Raw genomic sequence first — 17534 nt, forward strand, 5'->3', positions numbered from 1 at the left:
GATTGTGTTGAAAAACCCGGCGCTGAGATCGGCGCTGGCGCGAGCCTGAGCGGCGCTCTGAGGCTTCGCCCCCGCTTATGCGGGGGCTGTGGTGGCTGGCATGGGGATCAGCTTGGCCATTTTCCGGAGGTTTTGGGCGGTGGCTGCGAGGAGGAACTCGTCTCTTGCGCCGTTTGGACCTCGCAGGCGCAGGCGATCCATCCTGAGGATGCGCTTGAGGTGCGCGAACAGCATCTCGACCTTCTTGCGCTGGCGGCGCGAGACCAGATAGGCGTCGGTCGTGGCGATATCGCGGGCCAGATCACGGGCGCCCTCGTGGACTGAACGCAGGATCTTGCGCGCTGGTTGGGTCGGGCAACAGCGCGGCTTGAGAGCGCAGGCACTGCAGTCGAGCTTGCTGGCGCGGTAACGCAACATGCCGTTCTCATCGACGAACGGACGTTCCTCGCGATAGACCTTCTGCCTCTGGCGCAGCCGCTTGCCAGCAGGGCAGATATAGCTGTCATCCTCATGGTCGAAGGTGAAGGCCGAACGCTCGAAGGTATCATCGCGGCGGGCAGACTTGTCGAACACAGGGATGTGCGGCTCGATGCCGCGCTCCTCGACCAGCCAGGACAGGTTCCTTGCATCGCCATATCCGGTGTCGCCCACGAGCCGCTCGGGCCAGAGGCCGAAGCGCTCCTGCGTCCGGTCGATCATGCGGCGCTGGGCGGTCACCTCGGCCTGACGGATGGCGGTGGTCGCCTCGACATCGACGATCACTGCGTTCTGGAGATCAATGAGGTAGTTGGTGGCATAGGCGAAGAAGGCACGCTCGCGGCTTGCCGCTGTCCAGCGTGCGGCCGGATCGGCCACCGCCAACTGCTTGGGCGGCACCGGGGTTGCGCCCCCGAAGGCCGCATCGTCGAGCACAGCCAGATACTCGCGAACGGCATGGCTGGTGGCCGGGTCCGGCAAGCCATCGGCCTGATCGACGGCATGCTGGCGGTTCACATCGGCGCGCACGAGGCTGCCATCGACCGCGAACCCTTCACCGCCGACCAGTCCTTCGGCGATGCAGCGCGCCACGGTCGTCTCGAACAGCTGGCGCAGCAGATCACTGTCGCGGAAGCGACCGTGACGGTTCTTCGAGAAGGTCGAGTGGTCGGGCACATCGCCTTCCAGCCCCAGGCGGCAGAACCAGCGATAGGCGAGGTTGACATGCACCTCCTCGCACAGCCGCCGCTCGGACCGGATGCCCATGCAGTAGCCGATGATCAGCATCCGGATCATCAACTCGGGATCAACTGACGGTCGTCCGGTCGAGCTGTAGAAGGGACGCAGATGTTCGCGAATGCCCGACAGGTCGACGAACCGATCGATCGAGCGCAGCAAATGATCCTGCGGAACATGCCGCTCCAGGTTGAAGCTGTAGAACAGGGCCTCCTGCGCCACCGTCCGCTCACCCATCATCCGACCGTCTCCGCTTGTCTGCCAAGACATAGAATCAATACTTTAGCCCGATTGCAAGGAGGAGTTTTTCAACACAATCGAATGGATTGCGGACGTTGCCCCATTGATTGCGGGCAGGTAAGTTTCAATCATGCTATCTGAAACCCGCAAGCTGCCGAAGGGGCAAAGCTACCCACTCAAGCCTACGGTGTTAGAGGCCGCGCTCGCGATCGCAAACGTCCAGATTGACCTGCATCTTATCAGAGCGCCGGGCGACTTGTTCGATGCACATTTCTGGCCACCTAACGCCAACGTGCCTTACGAACGGCTTTACGTCCGCGCGGGGTCTGTGCCGAGAGAGCAAGCGGCTGAAGCCCGCCACCGGATGGAAACTGTCGTCATTCCGAGGCTCATCGAGTGGCTAGCTAACATCATGGCTCAGGACCTAAGGTCGCCCACGCGCGGCGTGCAGCAAGTCATCAATCTCAAACCGTTTGATGTCTGAAAAGGGGTCGATAGCCGAAGGTCCGCTCTATTGCGCGCAACACGATAAGCGGACACCATGTGCCTGCCCTCGCACTTCTTCTCGCGCAGCCTAATTCCCGCCGCCCACCCGCGTGCAGATCAGCTTGCTCACGCTGCCGTCGCGGTTGAGCTTTTGCAGTGTGTTCTCGCCCAGCACCTTGAAGCGTTCGTCCTTCTTGGGGCCGCGGGTGAAGAGCACTTCGCGCCCGCGCAGCAGGTAGATGCCGGTGCCGGCCGGGCTTTCGTAGCTCGACGCGGTGCCGATGCGGAAGGCTTCGTCGGGCACGGGCACAAAGGCCTCGCTTCCCGCATCGCCGGGCAGGGCGCATTCCCAATTGCCGTGGCGCAGGATTCCCAGCATTCCGCCGGTGGGAACCGCCGCGCTGGCGGCGGGGCGCGTTGCTTCGCGGTCCTGGCTCGAGGCCTGACCGGGCAGAAGCGCGGCAGCGGCGGCGGCGCTGACCACCAGCAGGAATATGTAACGGGTCTTCATCTCCGCGCCCATATCAGTCTGCGGTGCCTTATGCCATGCGATTAACCATGCGCGCCGGATGCTTGCTTGGGGCAACCCTCTCGGCTATGGGCGCGCATCATTTCTGCGGCGCGCGCCATGCGGCGGCGCGCCGATCTGCTCTTTCCACCTCGTAAAGAAGGCCCACAGCCCCATGAAGATCAGCGGCGTCGACATTCGCCCCGGCAACATCCTGGAATATGAAAAAGGCATCTGGAAGGTTGCCAAGATCCAGCACACCCAGCCGGGCAAGGGTGGGGCCTATATGCAGGTCGAAATGAAGAACCTGCAGGATGGCCGCAAGACCAACGTGCGCTTTCGCAGCGCCGACACGGTCGAGCGCGTGCGGCTCGACACTAAGGAATTCCAGTTCCTCTATGCCGAGGGCGAGGATCTGGTGTTCATGGACAACGACACCTACGAACAGATCACATTGCCCGGCGACCTGCTGGGCGATGCGCGCCCGTTCCTGCAGGACGGAATGCAGGTGAACCTCGAGCTGTGGGACGAAAAGCCGATCTCGGTCGAGCTGCCCGCGCAGATCGAAGCCACCATCGTCGAGGCCGACGCGGTGGTGAAGGGGCAGACCGCCTCGTCGAGCTACAAGCCCGCGATCCTCGACAACGGCGTGCGCATCATGGTGCCGCCGCACATCGGCAGCGGCACGCGCATCATCGTGGATGTGTATGAGCAGGCCTACGTCGGCAAGGCGGGCTGAGCACACATCATGGCAGCTATTTCCGGCCTCATCCGCGTCATGGAACGCGCCGCGCGCAAGGCGGGCGGACGTCTGCGGCGCGATTTCGGCGAAGTCGAACACCTTCAGGTCAGCCGCAAGGGCCCGGCCGATTTCGTCAGCAAGGCCGACATGCGCGCCGAGCGCACGATCTATGACGAATTGCTCAGCGCCCGTCCGGGCTGGGGCTTCGTGATGGAAGAGGCGGGCGTGATCGAGGGTGATCCCGGCATGCCGCGCTGGATCGTCGATCCATTGGACGGCACCAGCAACTTCCTCCACGGCATCCCGCACTTCGCGATCAGCATCGCCGCACAGGAACCGCGCCCCGACGGCAAGGGCTGGGGCGATGTGGTCGCAGGCGTGGTCTATCAGCCGATCACCGACCAGACCTTCTGGGCCGAGAAATCGCGCGGGGCATGGCTCCACGATGCACGCCTGCGCGTCTCGTCGCGTTCGCGCCTGGCGGATGCGCTGGTGGCGACCGGCGTGCCCTTCTTCGGGCATGGCGACTTTGCCGAGTGGAGCAAGATCTTCGGCGCGATCGGGCCGGAGGTCGCAGGGATCCGCCGTTTCGGCGCGGCCTCGCTTGACCTCGCCTATGTGGCGCAGGGCCGCTTTGACGGCTTCTGGGAGAGCGGCCTTTCCGATTGGGATACCGCCGCAGGCTGCCTGCTGGTGCGCGAGGCTGGTGGCTTCGTCTCCGACTTCCGCGGGCGGTCGGAGCAGATCCACTCCGCGCAGGTCCTCGCCGCGAATGACGGGCTCCATTCCAAGCTGCACAAACTGCTGGCGGGAGCGCTGAGATAACCTCAGCCCCGTTAGTGCTGAGCTTGTCGAAGCACCGCCCTTCTTCATTCCCGGAAAGAAGAAAAGTGCGGCCCTTCGACAAGCTCAGGGCGAACGGTATTGAACGGAAGCCCCCACCTCGCTAACAGCGCGAGGCATCCGCTTCGGCACGCCCCTGTGGTGGAATTGGTAGACGCGACCGACTCAAAATCGGTTATCGAAAGATGTGCCAGTTCGAGTCTGGCCAGGGGCACCACCTCCAGAACGCAATCCGCATACCCCGCCCGGCAGGCCCTTTGTCAGCCGGCATTCACAATTCGCTTGCCGGTCGCCCCTGCGATTGGCTAGCCCTTGCGGACAACGCCATGCTCGAAGCTCCCTCCTATCATGCGATAGCGGCCATGGCGCTGACCATCGCCATGTTCGTCGCCTTCGTGCGCGGGCGCTATCCTGAAGAGATCATCTCGCTGGTGATCATCGCGGTGATCGGCGTGGGGCTCTATTTCGCGCCGCTCGATGGCACCAAGCCGACCGATGGCCTCGCGCTCGCCTTCGGCGGGTTCGGCCATTCGGCGCTGATCACGATCTGCGCGCTGATGATCCTCGGGCGAGGGCTGGTGGTGACCGGCGCGCTCGAACCCTTTGCCCGCCTTCTGGAGAGCGTGTTCCGCTTCAGCCCCCAGATCGGCCTGCTGACCGCGCTGCTGCTTGCCTTCGGGATGTCGATGTTCGTCAACGACACGCCGGTGATGGTGCTGCTGATCCCGATCGTGGTGGCGATCGCCGCCAAGGGCCTGATGGCGTCGTCCAAGGTTCTCATGCCGCTCAATTGCGCGGTGCTGCTGGGCGGCATGGCGACCACCATCGGCACCTCTACGAACATTCTCGTGGTGACGATTGCCGCCGATATCGGCCTGCCGCCGATGAGCGTGTTCCAGTTTACGCCGATCGTGCTGATGGCCGGGATCGTCGCGATCCCCTATCTCTGGCTCGTCATGCCGCGCACCTTGCGCGACAACAGCACCGTGAGCGAGCAGGGGCGGCGCACCTTCCATACCCGGCTGCGCGTGGCTGCCAGCAGCGTTTTGGCGGGCGGCGACCTGTCGGCTGTGCAAGGCAAGCTGCCCGAAGGCATCACCGTCCACGACGCGCCCGCCGGCACGCTGCGTCCCGAAGATCGCCTGCGCATTTCGGGCACGCACGAGGCTCTCGAGGAAGCTGCCCGCGTGCTCAAGGGCGAGCTGGCCCCGGCCTGGGTGCTCGATCGCATCCGCCGCATGTCCAAGACCAAAGATGAGGATATCGTCGCAGTCGAGATGACGGTGACGGCGGATTCGCGCCTGATCAGCCGGACGCTGGCGAGTTCGGGCATCGCCGATCTCTACGGCGTCGCGGTGCTCGGCATCCACCGGCCCAACCGCATTCTGGGCGAGCGCGACACCTATACCGAGGCGGGCGACCTGCGCATCCTTGAAGGCGACGTGCTGCTGGTGATGGGGATCGAGCAAGACCTGCAAGCCTTCGCCCAGTCCGACGGGCTGCTGCGGCTCGAAGGCGCGCGCGAGCTGCCGCGCCGGTCCAAGGCGGTGCTGGCGGGGGTGATCATGCTGGGGGCGGTCTCGACCGCTTCGGTCGGGCTGCCGTGGTTCGATGCCAACGGCTTTGCTCCGATCAAGTTGCCGATCGCGATCTCGGCCCTGGCCGGGGCGATCATCATGTTCGTGACCGGCTGCGTGAAGTTCGACCGGGTGGGCCGCGCGCTGTCGGCCAAGGTGATCGTGCTGATCGCGGCGAGCCTCGCGATCGGGCGGGTGATCGACGAGAGCGGCGCGGCCGAGTGGCTGGGGCAGGCACTCTCGCTCGGCCTCGGCTACCTGCCGCCTGCGCTGGTGCTGTCGGCGATCATGCTGTTCGTCACGCTGATCACCAATTTTGCGTCCAATGCCACCGCCGCCACGGTCGGCACGCCGATTGCCTACAACATCGCGGTGCAACTGGGCCTGCCGCCCGAGCCGCTGGTGCTGGCGGTGCTGTTCGGCTGCAACCTCTCCTTCGCGACGCCGATTGCCTATCAGACCAATCTGCTGATCATGTCCGAAGGCGGCTACGAGTTCGGCGACTATGTGCGCGCCGGGGTGCCGGTGGTCGCGCTGATGGTGACGGTGCTCTCGGTGTTGCTGGTGCTTTGGTACGGCTTGTGACGGACATAAGTGGGAGAGCGACATGAAGCGAGCCTTGGCATTATGCAGTGCGGGTCTGGTCGCGCTGGCACTGGCGGCACCGGCCCAGGCGGACGAATTGCGCGATGCCGTGGCCGCCGATCTGCCCGCGCTGGTCGAACTCTATCAGGATCTCCACGCCAACCCTGAATTGAGCTTTCAGGAGACCCGGACCGCCGCCATGCTCGCCGCCCGCGCCCGCGCGCTCGGCTTCGAGGTGACCGAGGGCGTCGGCAAGACCGGCGTCGTTGCGGTGCTGCGCAATGGCGATGGCCCCACGGTGATGCTGCGCGCCGACATGGACGGGCTGCCGGTGATCGAGCAGACCGGATTGCCCTATGCTTCCAAGCGCCGCGCGGTCGCGCAGAACGGCACCGAGACCGGGGTGATGCACGCCTGCGGGCACGACACGCACATGGCCGCCTGGATCGGCACCGCGCAGCAGCTTGTGGCGCGCAAGACCGACTGGTCGGGCACGCTGGTGATGATCCTGCAGCCCGCCGAGGAAATCGGCGAGGGCGCCAAGGCGATGCTCGACGATGGGCTGTTCACCCGCTTCCCCAAGCCCGACTACGTGCTCGCCTTCCACGATGCCGCGCAGTTTCCGGCAGGGCAGATCGGCTATGCCAACGGCTTCGCGCTCGCCAATGTCGATTCGGTCGATATCGTGGTGCCGGGTGTGGGCGGGCACGGGGCTTATCCGCATACGACCAAGGACCCGGTGGTGATCGCCGCCAGCATCGTGATGCGCTTGCAGACGCTGGTGAGCCGGGAACTCAACCCGACCGATTCGGCGGTGGTCACGGTCGGTAGCTTTCAGGCAGGCGCCAAGCACAACATCATCCCCGATGAAGCCCGGCTTCAGCTGACGGTGAGGAGCTACTCCGACAAGACCCGGGCACAATTGCTTGATGGGATTGCCCGGATCGCGCGGGGTGAGGCGATTGCCGCCGGAATGCCCGAAGACAAGCTGCCGCGTGTGACCGTGGCCGATCCCTACGTGCCCGCAACCTTCAATACTCCGGCGCTGACCGAGCGGGTGGTGGCGCGCCTCAAGCCGCGCTTCGGCGATGGCTTGTTCGAAGTGTCTGCGGTGATGGGCGGCGAGGATTTCAGCCAGTTCTACCGTGCTGATCGCGACAACGTGGAATCGCTGATCCTGTGGGTTGGCGGGGTGCGCGCGAGCGAGTGGGAGAAGGCGCAGAAGGGCGAGATCACGCTGCCCTCGCTCCATTCACCGTTCTGGGCGCCCGATGCGCCGGTGGTGATCGCCACCGCGACCGAGGCGCTGACGGCGGCAACCCTCGATCTGATGGCGAAGAATTAGGCGCGGTCGAAACAAAAAATTGGCCGCCGGAACGCGCCCTTGCGGGGCATTCCGACGGCCGTTTCTCCTCCCCAGGAGAACTGTGAAAGCAGGTTGGTCTTACGAGGGAACGTAAGTGCCCAGCCGGTGGTGCAGGGCGTTGATCTTGGCCAGCTCTTCGCGGTCTTCGGTGTTGCGGGCATGGCTTTCCAGCGCGCGGCGCAGCAGCTTCATGTCGGCGGTCGAGAGCAGCGCGCGGGCGCGGGCGGGTTCGGGATTGGTGGTTTCGGTATCGCTCATCGTCACTCTCCTAGGGTGATTACCCGGCCAGCCTTAGGCGGCTTTGCGGGCAACCGGAAGGCCGCAATTCGCGGACCTTCCGGCCTCTCCCAAGATCAGGCAGCCTCGAACTGGTTCATCGTATTGTGCGCGCCGCCTGCCTTGAGCGCGGCTTCACCGGCGAAGTACTCCTTGTGATCGTCACCGATGTCGCTGCCCGACATGTTCTGGTGCTTCACACAGGCGATACCCTGACGGATTTCCTCGCGCTGCACGTTCTTGACGTAGCCGAGCATGCCGGCCTCGCCGAAGTATTCGCGGGCAAGGTTGTCGGTGCTGAGCGCTGCGGTGTGGTAGGTCGGCAGGGTGATGAGGTGGTGGAAGATCCCGGCCCGCGCAGCGGCGTCGCGCTGGAAGGTGCGGATCTTCTCGTCGGCTTCGTTCGACAGCTCGGTGCCGTCGTAGTCGACGCTCATTAGCTTGGCGCGGTCATAGGCAGACACGTCCTTGCCGGCTTCGGCCCAGGCGTCGAACACCTGCTGGCGGAAGTTCAGCGTCCAGTTGAAGCTGGGCGAGTTGTTGTAGACCAGCTTGGCGTTCGGCACGACTTCGCGAATGCGGTCGACCATCTTGGCGATCTGCTCAACGTGGGGCTTCTCGGTCTCGATCCACAGCAGGTCGGCACCGTTCTGCAAGGACGTGATGCAGTCGAGCACCACGCGGTCCTCGCCCGTCCCGGCGCGGAACTGGTAGAGGTTCGAAGGCAGACGCTTGGGGGCGAGCAGCTTGCCGTCGCGGCTGATGAAGACCTGGCCGTTGGTGATGTTGGCGGGATCGACTTCCTCGGCATCGAGGAAGCTGTTGTACTGGTCGCCCAGATCGCCCGGCTCCTTCGAGAAGGCGATCTGCTTGGTGAGACCGGCGCCGAGCGAGTCGGTGCGGGCGACGATGATCCCGTCTTCCACGCCCATTTCGAGGAAGGCATGGCGGCAGGCGCGGATCTTCTGGAGGAAGTCCTCGTGCGGCACGGTGACCTTGCCGTCCTGGTGGCCGCACTGCTTTTCGTCCGAGACCTGGTTCTCGATCTGGAGCGCGCAGGCCCCCGCCTCGATCATCTTCTTGGCGAGCAGGTAAGTCGCCTCGGCATTGCCGAAGCCCGCATCGATGTCGGCGATGATCGGCACGACGTGGGTTTCGTAGTTGTCGATCGCGTTCTCGAGCCGCTTGGCTTCGACCGCGTCACCGGCTTCGCGAGCCGCGTCGAGCGCGCGGAACATCATGCCGAGCTCGCGGGCGTCGGCCTGCTTCAAGAAGGTGTAGAGTTCCTCGATCAGCGCGGGCACCGAGGTCTTCTCGTGCATCGACTGGTCGGGCAGCGGGCCGAACTCGCTGCGCAGCGCGGCGACCATCCAGCCCGAGAGGTAGAGGTAACGCTGCTTGGTGGTGCCGAAGTGCTTCTTGATCGCGATCATCTTCTGCTGCGCGATGAACCCGTGCCAGCAGCCGAGCGACTGGGTGTACTTGGCGGGGTCGGCGTCATAGGCGGCCATGTCGGCGCGCATGATCTTGGCGGTGTACTTGGCGATGTCGAGACCGGTGCGGAAACGGTTCTGGATCACCATGCGCGCGGCGCTCTCGGGATCGATCGCGGCCCAGCTCGGCCCGTTCGCGGCGACGACATCGCGCATCTGGGTGATGGTGTTCTGGTAGGTCATAGCGTTCTCCTGTCCAACCTGGGGAGTGGTGCGGGGCCCTTGAGGAATCGCGCCGCTTGGTTGGGCAGGCTTTGCCGTGTTGCGGCGCAGCATGACAGGAAAACTTACAGGAAATCGTGTCGCTATGCGGACAATTGCCCGCAATATTGTGTCAATCGGTAAAGTAATTTACAAAACGTGCCATGGCCGACACCAACCTTCTCGCCGGACCCGCGCTGCGCCGTCTGCGCAAGCGCGAAAGCCTTACCCAAGCCGCGATGGCCGGGATGCTCGGCATTTCGCCCTCCTATCTCAATCTGATTGAGCGCAACCAGCGCCCGCTTTCGGCGCGCGTGCTGGTGCAGGTGATCGAACGGTTCGATTTCGACCCGCGCTCCTTACGCGAGGACGAGGCCATCGGTGGGCTCGACGGGATGGTGCGGCGACTGGCCGACAAGCGCTTTAGCGATCTCGGGATCGACCGCGAGGAAGTGCAGGAACTGCTCGCCGCCGCCCCGCAGGTCGCCGCGGCCTTCGCGCGGCTCTACGATACGGGCGGGGGCGAGCGGATCATGGTCGAGGACACCGCCACAGCCGTGCGCCGCGCGATCGAACGCTGGCAGAACCACTTCGCCGATCTCGATCACGCGGCCGAAGACCTCGCCGACGAGCTGCGCCTCAGCCGCGGGGAGATCAGCGCCGCGTTGTCCGAGCGCCTGCGCGAGAAGCACCAGTTGCAGGTCCGCATCCTGCCTGCCGAAGTCATCCCGGGGCAGGTCCACCGGCTCGATCTGCACGCGCGCCAGTTGCAGCTCTCCGAGATGCTCCCCGGCGCCGCGCGGCGGTTCCAGATCGCGCGGCAGGTGGGGATGCTGGAAATGCGCGAGGGCATCGAGCAGCTGGTAGCGGGCGCCAATCTCGCCAGCGCCGAGGCGCGGGATGCCTTGCGCGAGCACATCGCCGATTACCTCGCGGGCGCGCTGCTGCTGCCTTACCGCCGCTTCCTGCGTGCCTGCGAGGCGACCGGATATGACCTTGCCGTGTTGCAACGCCGCTTTGCCGTCAGCTTCGATCAGGTCGCTGCGCGTCTGACGACGCTGGGCCGCGTGGGCGAGCGGGGCCTGCCGTTCTTTATGGCGGTAATCGACCGGGCGGGGCGTATGACCCAGTTCACTTCGGGCGGGAGCGGGGCGCTCTACCCTCTCGAAGGCGCGCGCTCGCCCGCCTGGGTGCCCTATGCGGCCTTCGAGCGACCGGGAACGGTGCTGACGCAGGCCGTCACCTTTGGCGAGGGCGAGAGTGCGGCCACGGGTTCAGGGCGGCACTGGTTCACCATAACCCGCACGGTCGATGGCGACGGGGTGATGTGCGCAGGGCGGCGCACGGTGGTGCTGGGGATCGAGGCGCGCTTTGCCGGGGACCTCTCGCATGCGCGCGGGGTCTCGCTCGACCGGCTCGACGCCGTGCCGCTGGGCGTGCCGTGCGGACGCTGCGGCAAGACGGACTGCCTGACCCCGGCTCCCGCGCGCCTTGCCAGCAGCTTGCCGCGCCCGCGCGGCGGTTCGTGAGGCCCGCATTAACCACCGCAACCCGCAGGAAAGCAGCGCGCACGGGACGGTGTAAAATTTACCGACACTTAAGGTATGGTGCCTAGAAGCGTTGGGGCATGCACCAGAGGCACCCCACGCGATGATCCGCCTGTTCAAGCATTATATCCCGCACGCCGTGCTGCTGCTCGGCCTGCTCGATCTCGGCTTGCTGGTGCTGGCGAGCGAGATCGCGTGGCAGTGGCGCGCGCATCAGATCGGGATGGACCTCGGCCAGGTCGGCGATCGCGGGCTGGCGCTGTTCGGCACGGCTTCGGTCATCTGGCTGGCGATGATCGCGGTCGGGGTTTATGGCCCCAACGCCCTGCGATCCTTGCGCTTTGCTGGAGCGCGGGTGCTGGTGGCGATCAGCCTCGGCATCATTGCTCTGGCGGTGATCGACTTCGTGATCCGCAGCGACGTCTTCTGGCGATCGACCCTGCTCTACACCATGGGGCTGGCGATCCTTGTGCTGGTCGCTGACCGGCTCCTGCTCAATTCCTTCCTAGGCTCCTCCGCCTTCCGCCGCCGGGTGATGGTGCTTGGGGCGAGCGACCGTGCGGTGCGGCTGCGCGACCTGGGCGAGCGGCCCGAGACCGGCTTTGTGATCGTCGCCTTCATCGCCATGAGCGAAAGCGACCGCTGCCTCGACGAGGCGATTCCGCGCGCGGCGATCCACGATCTCGGCCGCTTTGTCGAAAACCTCGGCGTGTCGGAAGTGGTGCTTGCCTTGCAGGAACGCCGCAATGCCCTGCCGCTCAAAGACTTGCTCAGGATCAAGACCAAGGGCGTCCACGTCAACGATTTCTCCAGCTTCATCGAGCGCGAGACGGGCCGCGTCGATCTCGACACGATCAATCCGAGCTGGCTGATCTTCTCCGACGGTTTTTCCAGCAGCCGGATGTTCTCGAGCGCTTCGAAGCGCATCTTCGACATTCTTGCCTCTTCGATCCTGCTGGCACTGACCCTGCCGGTGATCGTGCTCTTTGCAGGGCTGGTGAAGCTCGACAGCAAGGGCCCGGCCTTCTTCCGGCAGAAGCGGGTGGGGCTGTATGGCGAGCCCTTCACGCTCATCAAGCTACGCTCGATGCGGACCGATGCCGAGAAGGACGGGGCCAAGTGGGCTGAGGAAAACGACCCGCGCATCACCCGCCTCGGGCGCTTCATCCGCAAGGTGCGGATCGACGAACTGCCGCAGACATGGAGCGTGCTGAAGGGCGAAATGAGCTTCGTCGGCCCGCGCCCTGAAGTACCTTCCTTTGTCGAAAGCCTCGAGGAGGAGATTCCCTTCTATGGCGAGCGCCACATGGTGAAACCGGGCATCACGGGCTGGGCGCAGATCAATTATCCCTATGGCGCCTCGGTCGAGGACAGCCGCTGCAAGCTCGAATATGATCTCTACTACGCCAAGAACTACACGCCTTTCCTCGATTTCGTGATCCTGTTGCAGACGCTGCGCGTGATCCTGTGGCCGGAGGGCGCGCGGTGATCTGGGCGGCTGCCATAGCGCCGCTGGCGGGCTTCCTCGCATGGCTGGCGGGCGCCGTGCTGAGCGCGGGCGCCATGCTGTGGCTGTGGCGGCATGGCGAGCGGGCGCGGCCCGATCGTCCCGGACTGATGCTGGCCTCTGGCGCGAGCGCTGTGTGGTGTTCACTGGCCGCCGGGCTCGGGCCCGATCACGGCGCAACCATCATCGCCGCGCTGGTGCGCAATCTGGCACTGATCGCGACGATCTTCAGCCTGTTCGCCGCCGATGGTCGCTCGGCGAGCCTCAAGCCGGTGCGCCCGGTGATCATCGCACTGGTCATGGTGCAACTGCTTCAGCCGGTGGTGCTGCTGGTCGGCAGCCGCATCGCGGGTGATGTGCACGGCTTGCGCGCGGTGTTCGAGGCGCGGGTGCTGATCGACATGCTGGTCTCGATCGGTGCGCTGATGCTGCTTCACAACCTCTATGCCGGCGCGGCGAGCGCGCTGCGGCCCGTGCTGCGCTGGACGGGGATCGGGCTGGCGGGGATCTTCGCCTATGATCTCAACCTTGCCACCATCGCCTATCTCGGCGGCGCGGCGCCGCTAGGGCTGACGGACCTGCGCGGCGTGTTTGCCGGGACCATGGCGGTGTTGTTCGCGCTGGGGATGAATGCCGCCGGGCCGCGGGTGCAGTTCAGCCCGTCGCGCACGGTGACTTTCCGCACGCTCTCGTTGCTGCTGATCGGCGGCTATCTCGCCGCGATGGTGCTGGTGACCAAGTCGCTGGCGCTGCTGGGCGGCGACATGGCGCGCACCAGCCAGGTGATGTTTCTGGTGGTCGCGGTGCTTGCTGCCGCCATCGCCCTGCCGTCGCCCCGGCTGCGTGGCTGGATGCGGGTCACGGCGACCAAGCACCTGTTCCAGCACCGCTATGATTACCGGCAGGAATGGCTGCGCTTCACCCGCACCATCGGCCATGGCGGCACCGGCAGTGCCAGTCTCGAGGAACGCGCGGTCAAGGCACTGGCCGACATCACCGAAAGCCCGGCGGGCCTGCTGCTGATGCCCAACGAGGAAGCGCGGCTCGAACTCACCGCGCGCTGGAACTGGCCGACCATCGCGGTCCCGGCGCTGGCGAGCGATTATGCGCTGGCGGGCATGCTCGAACAGCACAATCTGGTGCTCGCGCTCGACGAGGCGCGGCGCGGGGTCGATCACCATGGAGAGGGCGCGCATGTGCCGGAATGGCTGATCGAGGCCGAGGATGCCTGGGCGCTGGTGCCGCTGATCCATTTCGACCGGTTGGTGGGCGCGATTGTCCTCGCCCGCCCGCGCAATCCACGTCAGCTCGACTGGGAGGATTTCGACCTGCTGCGCACCGCCGGCCAGCAGCTCGCGAGCTATCTTGCCGAACAGGCAGGGCAGCAGGCGCTGATGGATGCGAGCCGGTTCGACGAATTCAACCGCCGCATGGCTTTCGTGATGCACGACATCAAGAATCTCGTCAGCCAGCTGACCCTGCTCGCCGCCAATGCCGAAAAGCACGCCGACAACCCGGCCTTCCGCGCCGACATGCTGGTGACCTTGCGCAATTCGGCGGACAAGCTTTCGGCGCTACTCGCCCGGCTCGGGCGCTATGGATCGGGGCAGGTCAATGCGACAGGCCCGATCGAGCTGGTCGCTCTGGCGCGCGGGATTGCCGCCAGGTTCAAGGGCGTGCATCCCGTGGCGCTGACCCGAGAGGTCCCGGTCGAGGTAGTGGGCAACCGCGAGGCGCTGGAACAGGCGCTGATCCATCTGGTGCAGAACGCGATCGATGCGACCGAGGGCGATCTGCCGGTCTTCCTCGATGTCTCGGCCGAGGGGCTGCACGGCGCGATCGATGTGGTCGATTCAGGGCAGGGCATGACCCCGGAATTCATCCGTAGCGGGCTGTTCAAGCCCTTCGTCTCGTCCAAGTCGGGCGGGTTCGGGATCGGGGCTTTCGAAGCGCGCGAGCTTATCAAGGCGATGGGCGGGCGGATCGCGGTGGAAAGCCGCAAGGGGCTCGGCACGCGCTTTTCGGTGGTGCTGCCGCGCGCCGACGCGGTGCGACTGGCCGGTGCCGAAGCGGGCATCGCTCCCGATATTCAAGAGGTTGCGTAATGGCTGCTGCTGACAAGAAACCCGTGCTGCTGGTGATCGAGGACGATCCCGGTCTGCAGGCTCAGCTCAAATGGGCCTATGACGATTTCGAAGTCGTGATCGCGGGCGACCGCGACAGCGCGATTGCGGCGCTGCGCTCGGAAATGCCGGGCGTGGTGACGCTCGATCTCGGCCTGCCGCCCGATCCCGACGGCACGACCGAGGGCTTTGCCGTGCTCGACGCGATTATGGCGCTGAAGCCCGACACCAAGGTGATCGTCGCCAGCGGCCACGGCGCACGCGAAAGCGCGCTCGCGGCGATCGCGCGTGGGGCTTACGATTTCTACCAGAAGCCGATCGACATCGACGCATTGGGCCTGATCGTGCGCCGCGCCTTCAACCTTCGCGCGATCGAGGAGGAGAACCGGCGGCTTGTCGCGTCTTCCAGCGCGGACAAGACCGTGCTTGGCCGGATGATTACCGGCGCGCCCGAAATGGTGAAGGTCGCGCGCACCATCGAACGGGTCGCGAAGACCAGCGTATCGGTGATGCTGCTGGGCGCGAGCGGGACGGGGAAGGAACTGCTGGCGAAAGGCCTGCACGACGCCAGTGACCGCGCGAACGGGCCCTTCGTGGCGATCAACTGCGCCGCGATTCCCGAGAACCTGCTTGAAAGCGAGCTGTTCGGGCATGAAAAGGGCGCCTTCACCGGGGCGGTCAAGACGACCGAGGGCAAGATCGAGTGCGCCGACGGGGGTACGCTTTTCCTCGACGAGGTCGGCGACATTCCGCTGCCCTTGCAGGTCAAGCTGCTGCGCTTCCTGCAGGAACGCACCATCGAGCGCGTTGGCGGGCGCAAGGCGATTGCGGTCAACACTCGGATCGTGTGCGCCACCCACCAGAACCTCGAAAGCATGATCGCCGCCGGGGCCTTCCGCGAGGATCTGTTCTATCGGCTCGCCGAAATCGTCGTGCGCATCCCCGGCCTTGCCGAGCGGCACGGCGATCCGGTGCTGCTCGCCAAGGCCTTCCTCAAGCGCTTTGCCGCCGAGATGAACCCCGCAGTCACGGGCTTTGCACCCGATGCGCTCGCCGCGATCGACGCGCATGACTGGCCGGGCAATGTCCGCGAGCTGGAGAACCGGGTAAAGCGCGCGGTGATCATGGCCGATGGCAAGCTGGTCAATGCCGAGGATCTCGATCTCGGCCCGGGTGAGGAGGAGGATGCCGATGTGCTCAACCTCAAGGCCGCGCGCGAGGCGGCGGACCGCCGGGTGATCCGCCATGCGCTCGCCCGAAGCGAGGGCAATATCTCGAGCACCGCCAAGCTGCTCGGGATCAGCCGCCCGACGCTGTATGACCTCCTCAAGCAGTATGACTTGCAGACCTAGAGCCACCACGGCGCTGATCGCGGCGGCGCTGGCACTGGTGCTGTCCGGGTGCGGCGACGAAATCGAGGAAGCACCGTCGCGTCCGCCCGTGGCAGGCGGTGCGGCGCTGGGCCGTCTGCTGGCCGATGCCGATGCGGCGATGGCCAGAGGCGCGCTGCCCGATGCAGCAAGGATGCTCGACGAAGCGCGCAGCCTCGCGCCTGAAAGCCCCGATCTGTGGGTTGCCATCGCCCGGCTGCGGCTGCGCGGCGGGGAGCATCTGACCGCGCTTGAAGCGGCGGACCGCGCGCTGGCTTTCGGCCCCGACCATGCCCCGGCGCTGCTGCTGCGCGCGCTGATGGTGCGCGATGCTCACGGCGCGAGCGATGCGCTGCGCTGGTTTGCCGCCGCGCGCAAGGCCGCGCCCGACAATCCCGACATCCTCGCGGAATATGCTGCCACGCTGGGCGATGGCGGACAGGCAAGTGCGATGCTGAAAATGGTGCGTGCGCTAGCCGACGCCGCGCCCGACGATCCCCGCGTGCCGTGGCTGCAGGCCGTCTTGGCCGCGCGTGGGGGCGAATATGGGCTTGCGCGCAGCTTGCTCGAGCGGAGCGGCATGGCGCAGCGCGAGGTTCCGGCGGCCCTGCTGCTTGATGCGCTGATCAGTCTCGAGGAAGGCAACGTCGATAGCGCCGCAGCGACGCTCGAAACGCTCGCGGCGCGCCAGCCAGCGAATGCACGTGTGCGCGAATTGCTGGCGCGCGCGCTGCTGGCGGGCGGGCGTGAGGATGCGCTGATCGCGCGCTTCGGCCCCGAGGCGGCGCTGCCCGAAGCCTCGCCCTATCTCGTCATGCTGGTCGCCCGTGCGCATGAGCGGCGTGGCGATCGCGCGGCGGCCGCGCCCCTGCTGGCGCGCGCCTATGGCCCGATGCGTGCAGGCCCCGTGGTGCTGGCGGTGCGCGAGGGCCTGCCTGCCCCGACCGCAGAGACCCGCGCGGCGCTGCTAGCGGGCAACCGCAGCGGCGCGCGGGCCGGGGCCGAGGCGCTGCGTCAGCGCTTTCCGGCCTCGGCCGATGTGGCGAGCCTTGCGGGTGATGCCTTCATGGGCGGGGGCGATGCGCAGGCCGCGCTCACCGCCTATGGCCTCGCCGCCGAGGCGCGCCGCCCCTGGCCGCTTGCCCGCAAGACCATCGCCGCCTTCCAGCGCAGCGGCAGGGGCGAGGTGGCTGATCTGCTGCTGATCCGGCAGGTGGCCGGCGATACCCAGACCGCGAGCGCGGCTCTCGCGCTGGCCGAGCGGTTGGCGGCGGGCGGCGACTGGGCCGGGGCGGCGGCGCTGCTCGACCATGCGATCCGGCTCGGGGCAGGGCACGATCCTATGCTGCTCCGCCTCAGGCTGCGCGCTGCACAGGAACTGGGCGACAAGGGGGGCAAGGCGCGCTTCGCCGCCGTGCTCGCCGAGGTGCAGCCCCGCACCCTCAAGGCGCGCTAGCA

14 protein-coding genes and 1 tRNA gene are annotated in these 17534 nt (G+C 66.1%); 11 read left to right on the forward strand and 4 right to left on the reverse strand.

Annotation, left to right across the window (positions count from 1 at the left end):
• Nucleotides 1-75 precede the first annotated feature (75 nt).
• The gene (locus tag BZF59_RS06255; RefSeq protein ID WP_086606213.1) at nucleotides 76-1452 is read right to left on the reverse strand and encodes an IS1182 family transposase; all 1377 of its coding nucleotides are present in this window, start codon (nucleotides 1450-1452) and stop codon (nucleotides 76-78) included.
• A gap of 130 nt (nucleotides 1453-1582) precedes the next feature.
• On the opposite strand from BZF59_RS06255, the gene BZF59_RS06260 reads away from it, so the two are divergent.
• The gene (locus BZF59_RS06260; protein WP_086607405.1) at nucleotides 1583-1936 is read left to right on the forward strand and encodes a hypothetical protein; all 354 of its coding nucleotides are present in this window, start codon (nucleotides 1583-1585) and stop codon (nucleotides 1934-1936) included.
• A 90-nt stretch (nucleotides 1937-2026) separates the two neighbouring features.
• Here the strand turns inward: BZF59_RS06260 and BZF59_RS06265 are convergent, their stop codons facing one another.
• Entirely contained in the window at nucleotides 2027-2449 is a 423-nt protein-coding gene (locus tag BZF59_RS06265; RefSeq protein WP_143738110.1) for an elongation factor P, read from the reverse strand.
• 172 nt (nucleotides 2450-2621) lie between these two features.
• Between BZF59_RS06265 and efp the strand changes: the two genes are divergently transcribed.
• The 5 genes from efp to BZF59_RS06290 all read left to right on the forward strand — a co-directional run bounded on the left by efp (nucleotide 2622) and on the right by BZF59_RS06290 (nucleotide 7538).
• Nucleotides 2622-3185, forward strand: a complete 564-nt coding sequence (gene efp / locus BZF59_RS06270; protein WP_086607407.1) for an elongation factor P — start codon at nucleotides 2622-2624, stop codon at nucleotides 3183-3185.
• 9 nt (nucleotides 3186-3194) lie between these two features.
• Nucleotides 3195-4013: an inositol monophosphatase family protein gene (locus tag BZF59_RS06275; protein ID WP_086607408.1), complete on the forward strand. Its 819-nt coding sequence runs from the start codon at nucleotides 3195-3197 to the stop codon at nucleotides 4011-4013.
• A gap of 150 nt (nucleotides 4014-4163) precedes the next feature.
• Nucleotides 4164-4248, forward strand: a tRNA-Leu gene (locus BZF59_RS06280).
• 109 nt (nucleotides 4249-4357) lie between these two features.
• Nucleotides 4358-6193 (forward strand): SLC13 family permease, encoded by a 1836-nt coding sequence (locus BZF59_RS06285; protein ID WP_086607409.1) that lies wholly within the window; start codon nucleotides 4358-4360, stop codon nucleotides 6191-6193.
• A 22-nt stretch (nucleotides 6194-6215) separates the two neighbouring features.
• A complete protein-coding gene (locus tag BZF59_RS06290; protein ID WP_086607410.1) occupies nucleotides 6216-7538 on the forward strand; it encodes an amidohydrolase in 1323 nt (440 codons plus the stop codon).
• A gap of 99 nt (nucleotides 7539-7637) precedes the next feature.
• Here BZF59_RS06290 and BZF59_RS06295 read toward each other — a convergent pair whose 3' ends face one another.
• Together BZF59_RS06295 and BZF59_RS06300 are read right to left on the reverse strand one after the other, a co-directional pair.
• The gene (locus BZF59_RS06295; RefSeq protein WP_086607411.1) at nucleotides 7638-7817 is read right to left on the reverse strand and encodes a hypothetical protein; all 180 of its coding nucleotides are present in this window, start codon (nucleotides 7815-7817) and stop codon (nucleotides 7638-7640) included.
• Between the two features lie 95 nt (nucleotides 7818-7912).
• Nucleotides 7913-9511: an isocitrate lyase gene (locus BZF59_RS06300; protein WP_086607412.1), complete on the reverse strand. Its 1599-nt coding sequence runs from the start codon at nucleotides 9509-9511 to the stop codon at nucleotides 7913-7915.
• Between the two features lie 182 nt (nucleotides 9512-9693).
• Here BZF59_RS06300 and BZF59_RS06305 point away from each other — a divergent pair, with 182 nt between their 5' ends.
• The 5 genes from BZF59_RS06305 to BZF59_RS06325 all read left to right on the forward strand — a co-directional run bounded on the left by BZF59_RS06305 (nucleotide 9694) and on the right by BZF59_RS06325 (nucleotide 17532).
• Entirely contained in the window at nucleotides 9694-11058 is a 1365-nt protein-coding gene (locus BZF59_RS06305) for a helix-turn-helix domain-containing protein (protein ID WP_086607413.1), read from the forward strand.
• A 121-nt stretch (nucleotides 11059-11179) separates the two neighbouring features.
• The gene (locus BZF59_RS06310; RefSeq protein ID WP_086607414.1) at nucleotides 11180-12565 is read left to right on the forward strand and encodes a TIGR03013 family XrtA/PEP-CTERM system glycosyltransferase; all 1386 of its coding nucleotides are present in this window, start codon (nucleotides 11180-11182) and stop codon (nucleotides 12563-12565) included.
• Nucleotides 12544-14688: an XrtA/PEP-CTERM system histidine kinase PrsK gene (gene prsK / locus BZF59_RS06315; RefSeq protein ID WP_086607415.1), complete on the forward strand. Its 2145-nt coding sequence runs from the start codon at nucleotides 12544-12546 to the stop codon at nucleotides 14686-14688. The genes BZF59_RS06310 and prsK overlap by 22 nt, the downstream gene beginning before the upstream one ends.
• On the forward strand, nucleotides 14688-16058 hold the full coding sequence (gene prsR / locus BZF59_RS06320) for a PEP-CTERM-box response regulator transcription factor (protein WP_086607416.1): 1371 nt from the start codon (nucleotides 14688-14690) through the stop codon (nucleotides 16056-16058). The genes prsK and prsR overlap by 1 nt, the downstream gene beginning before the upstream one ends.
• The gene (locus BZF59_RS06325; protein ID WP_158094284.1) at nucleotides 16042-17532 is read left to right on the forward strand and encodes a tetratricopeptide repeat protein; all 1491 of its coding nucleotides are present in this window, start codon (nucleotides 16042-16044) and stop codon (nucleotides 17530-17532) included. The genes prsR and BZF59_RS06325 overlap by 17 nt, the downstream gene beginning before the upstream one ends.
• The last annotated feature ends 2 nt before the right edge of the window (nucleotides 17533-17534 follow it).

The organism is Erythrobacter donghaensis (genome assembly GCF_002155425.1).
GTDB lineage: Bacteria > Pseudomonadota > Alphaproteobacteria > Sphingomonadales > Sphingomonadaceae > Erythrobacter > Erythrobacter donghaensis.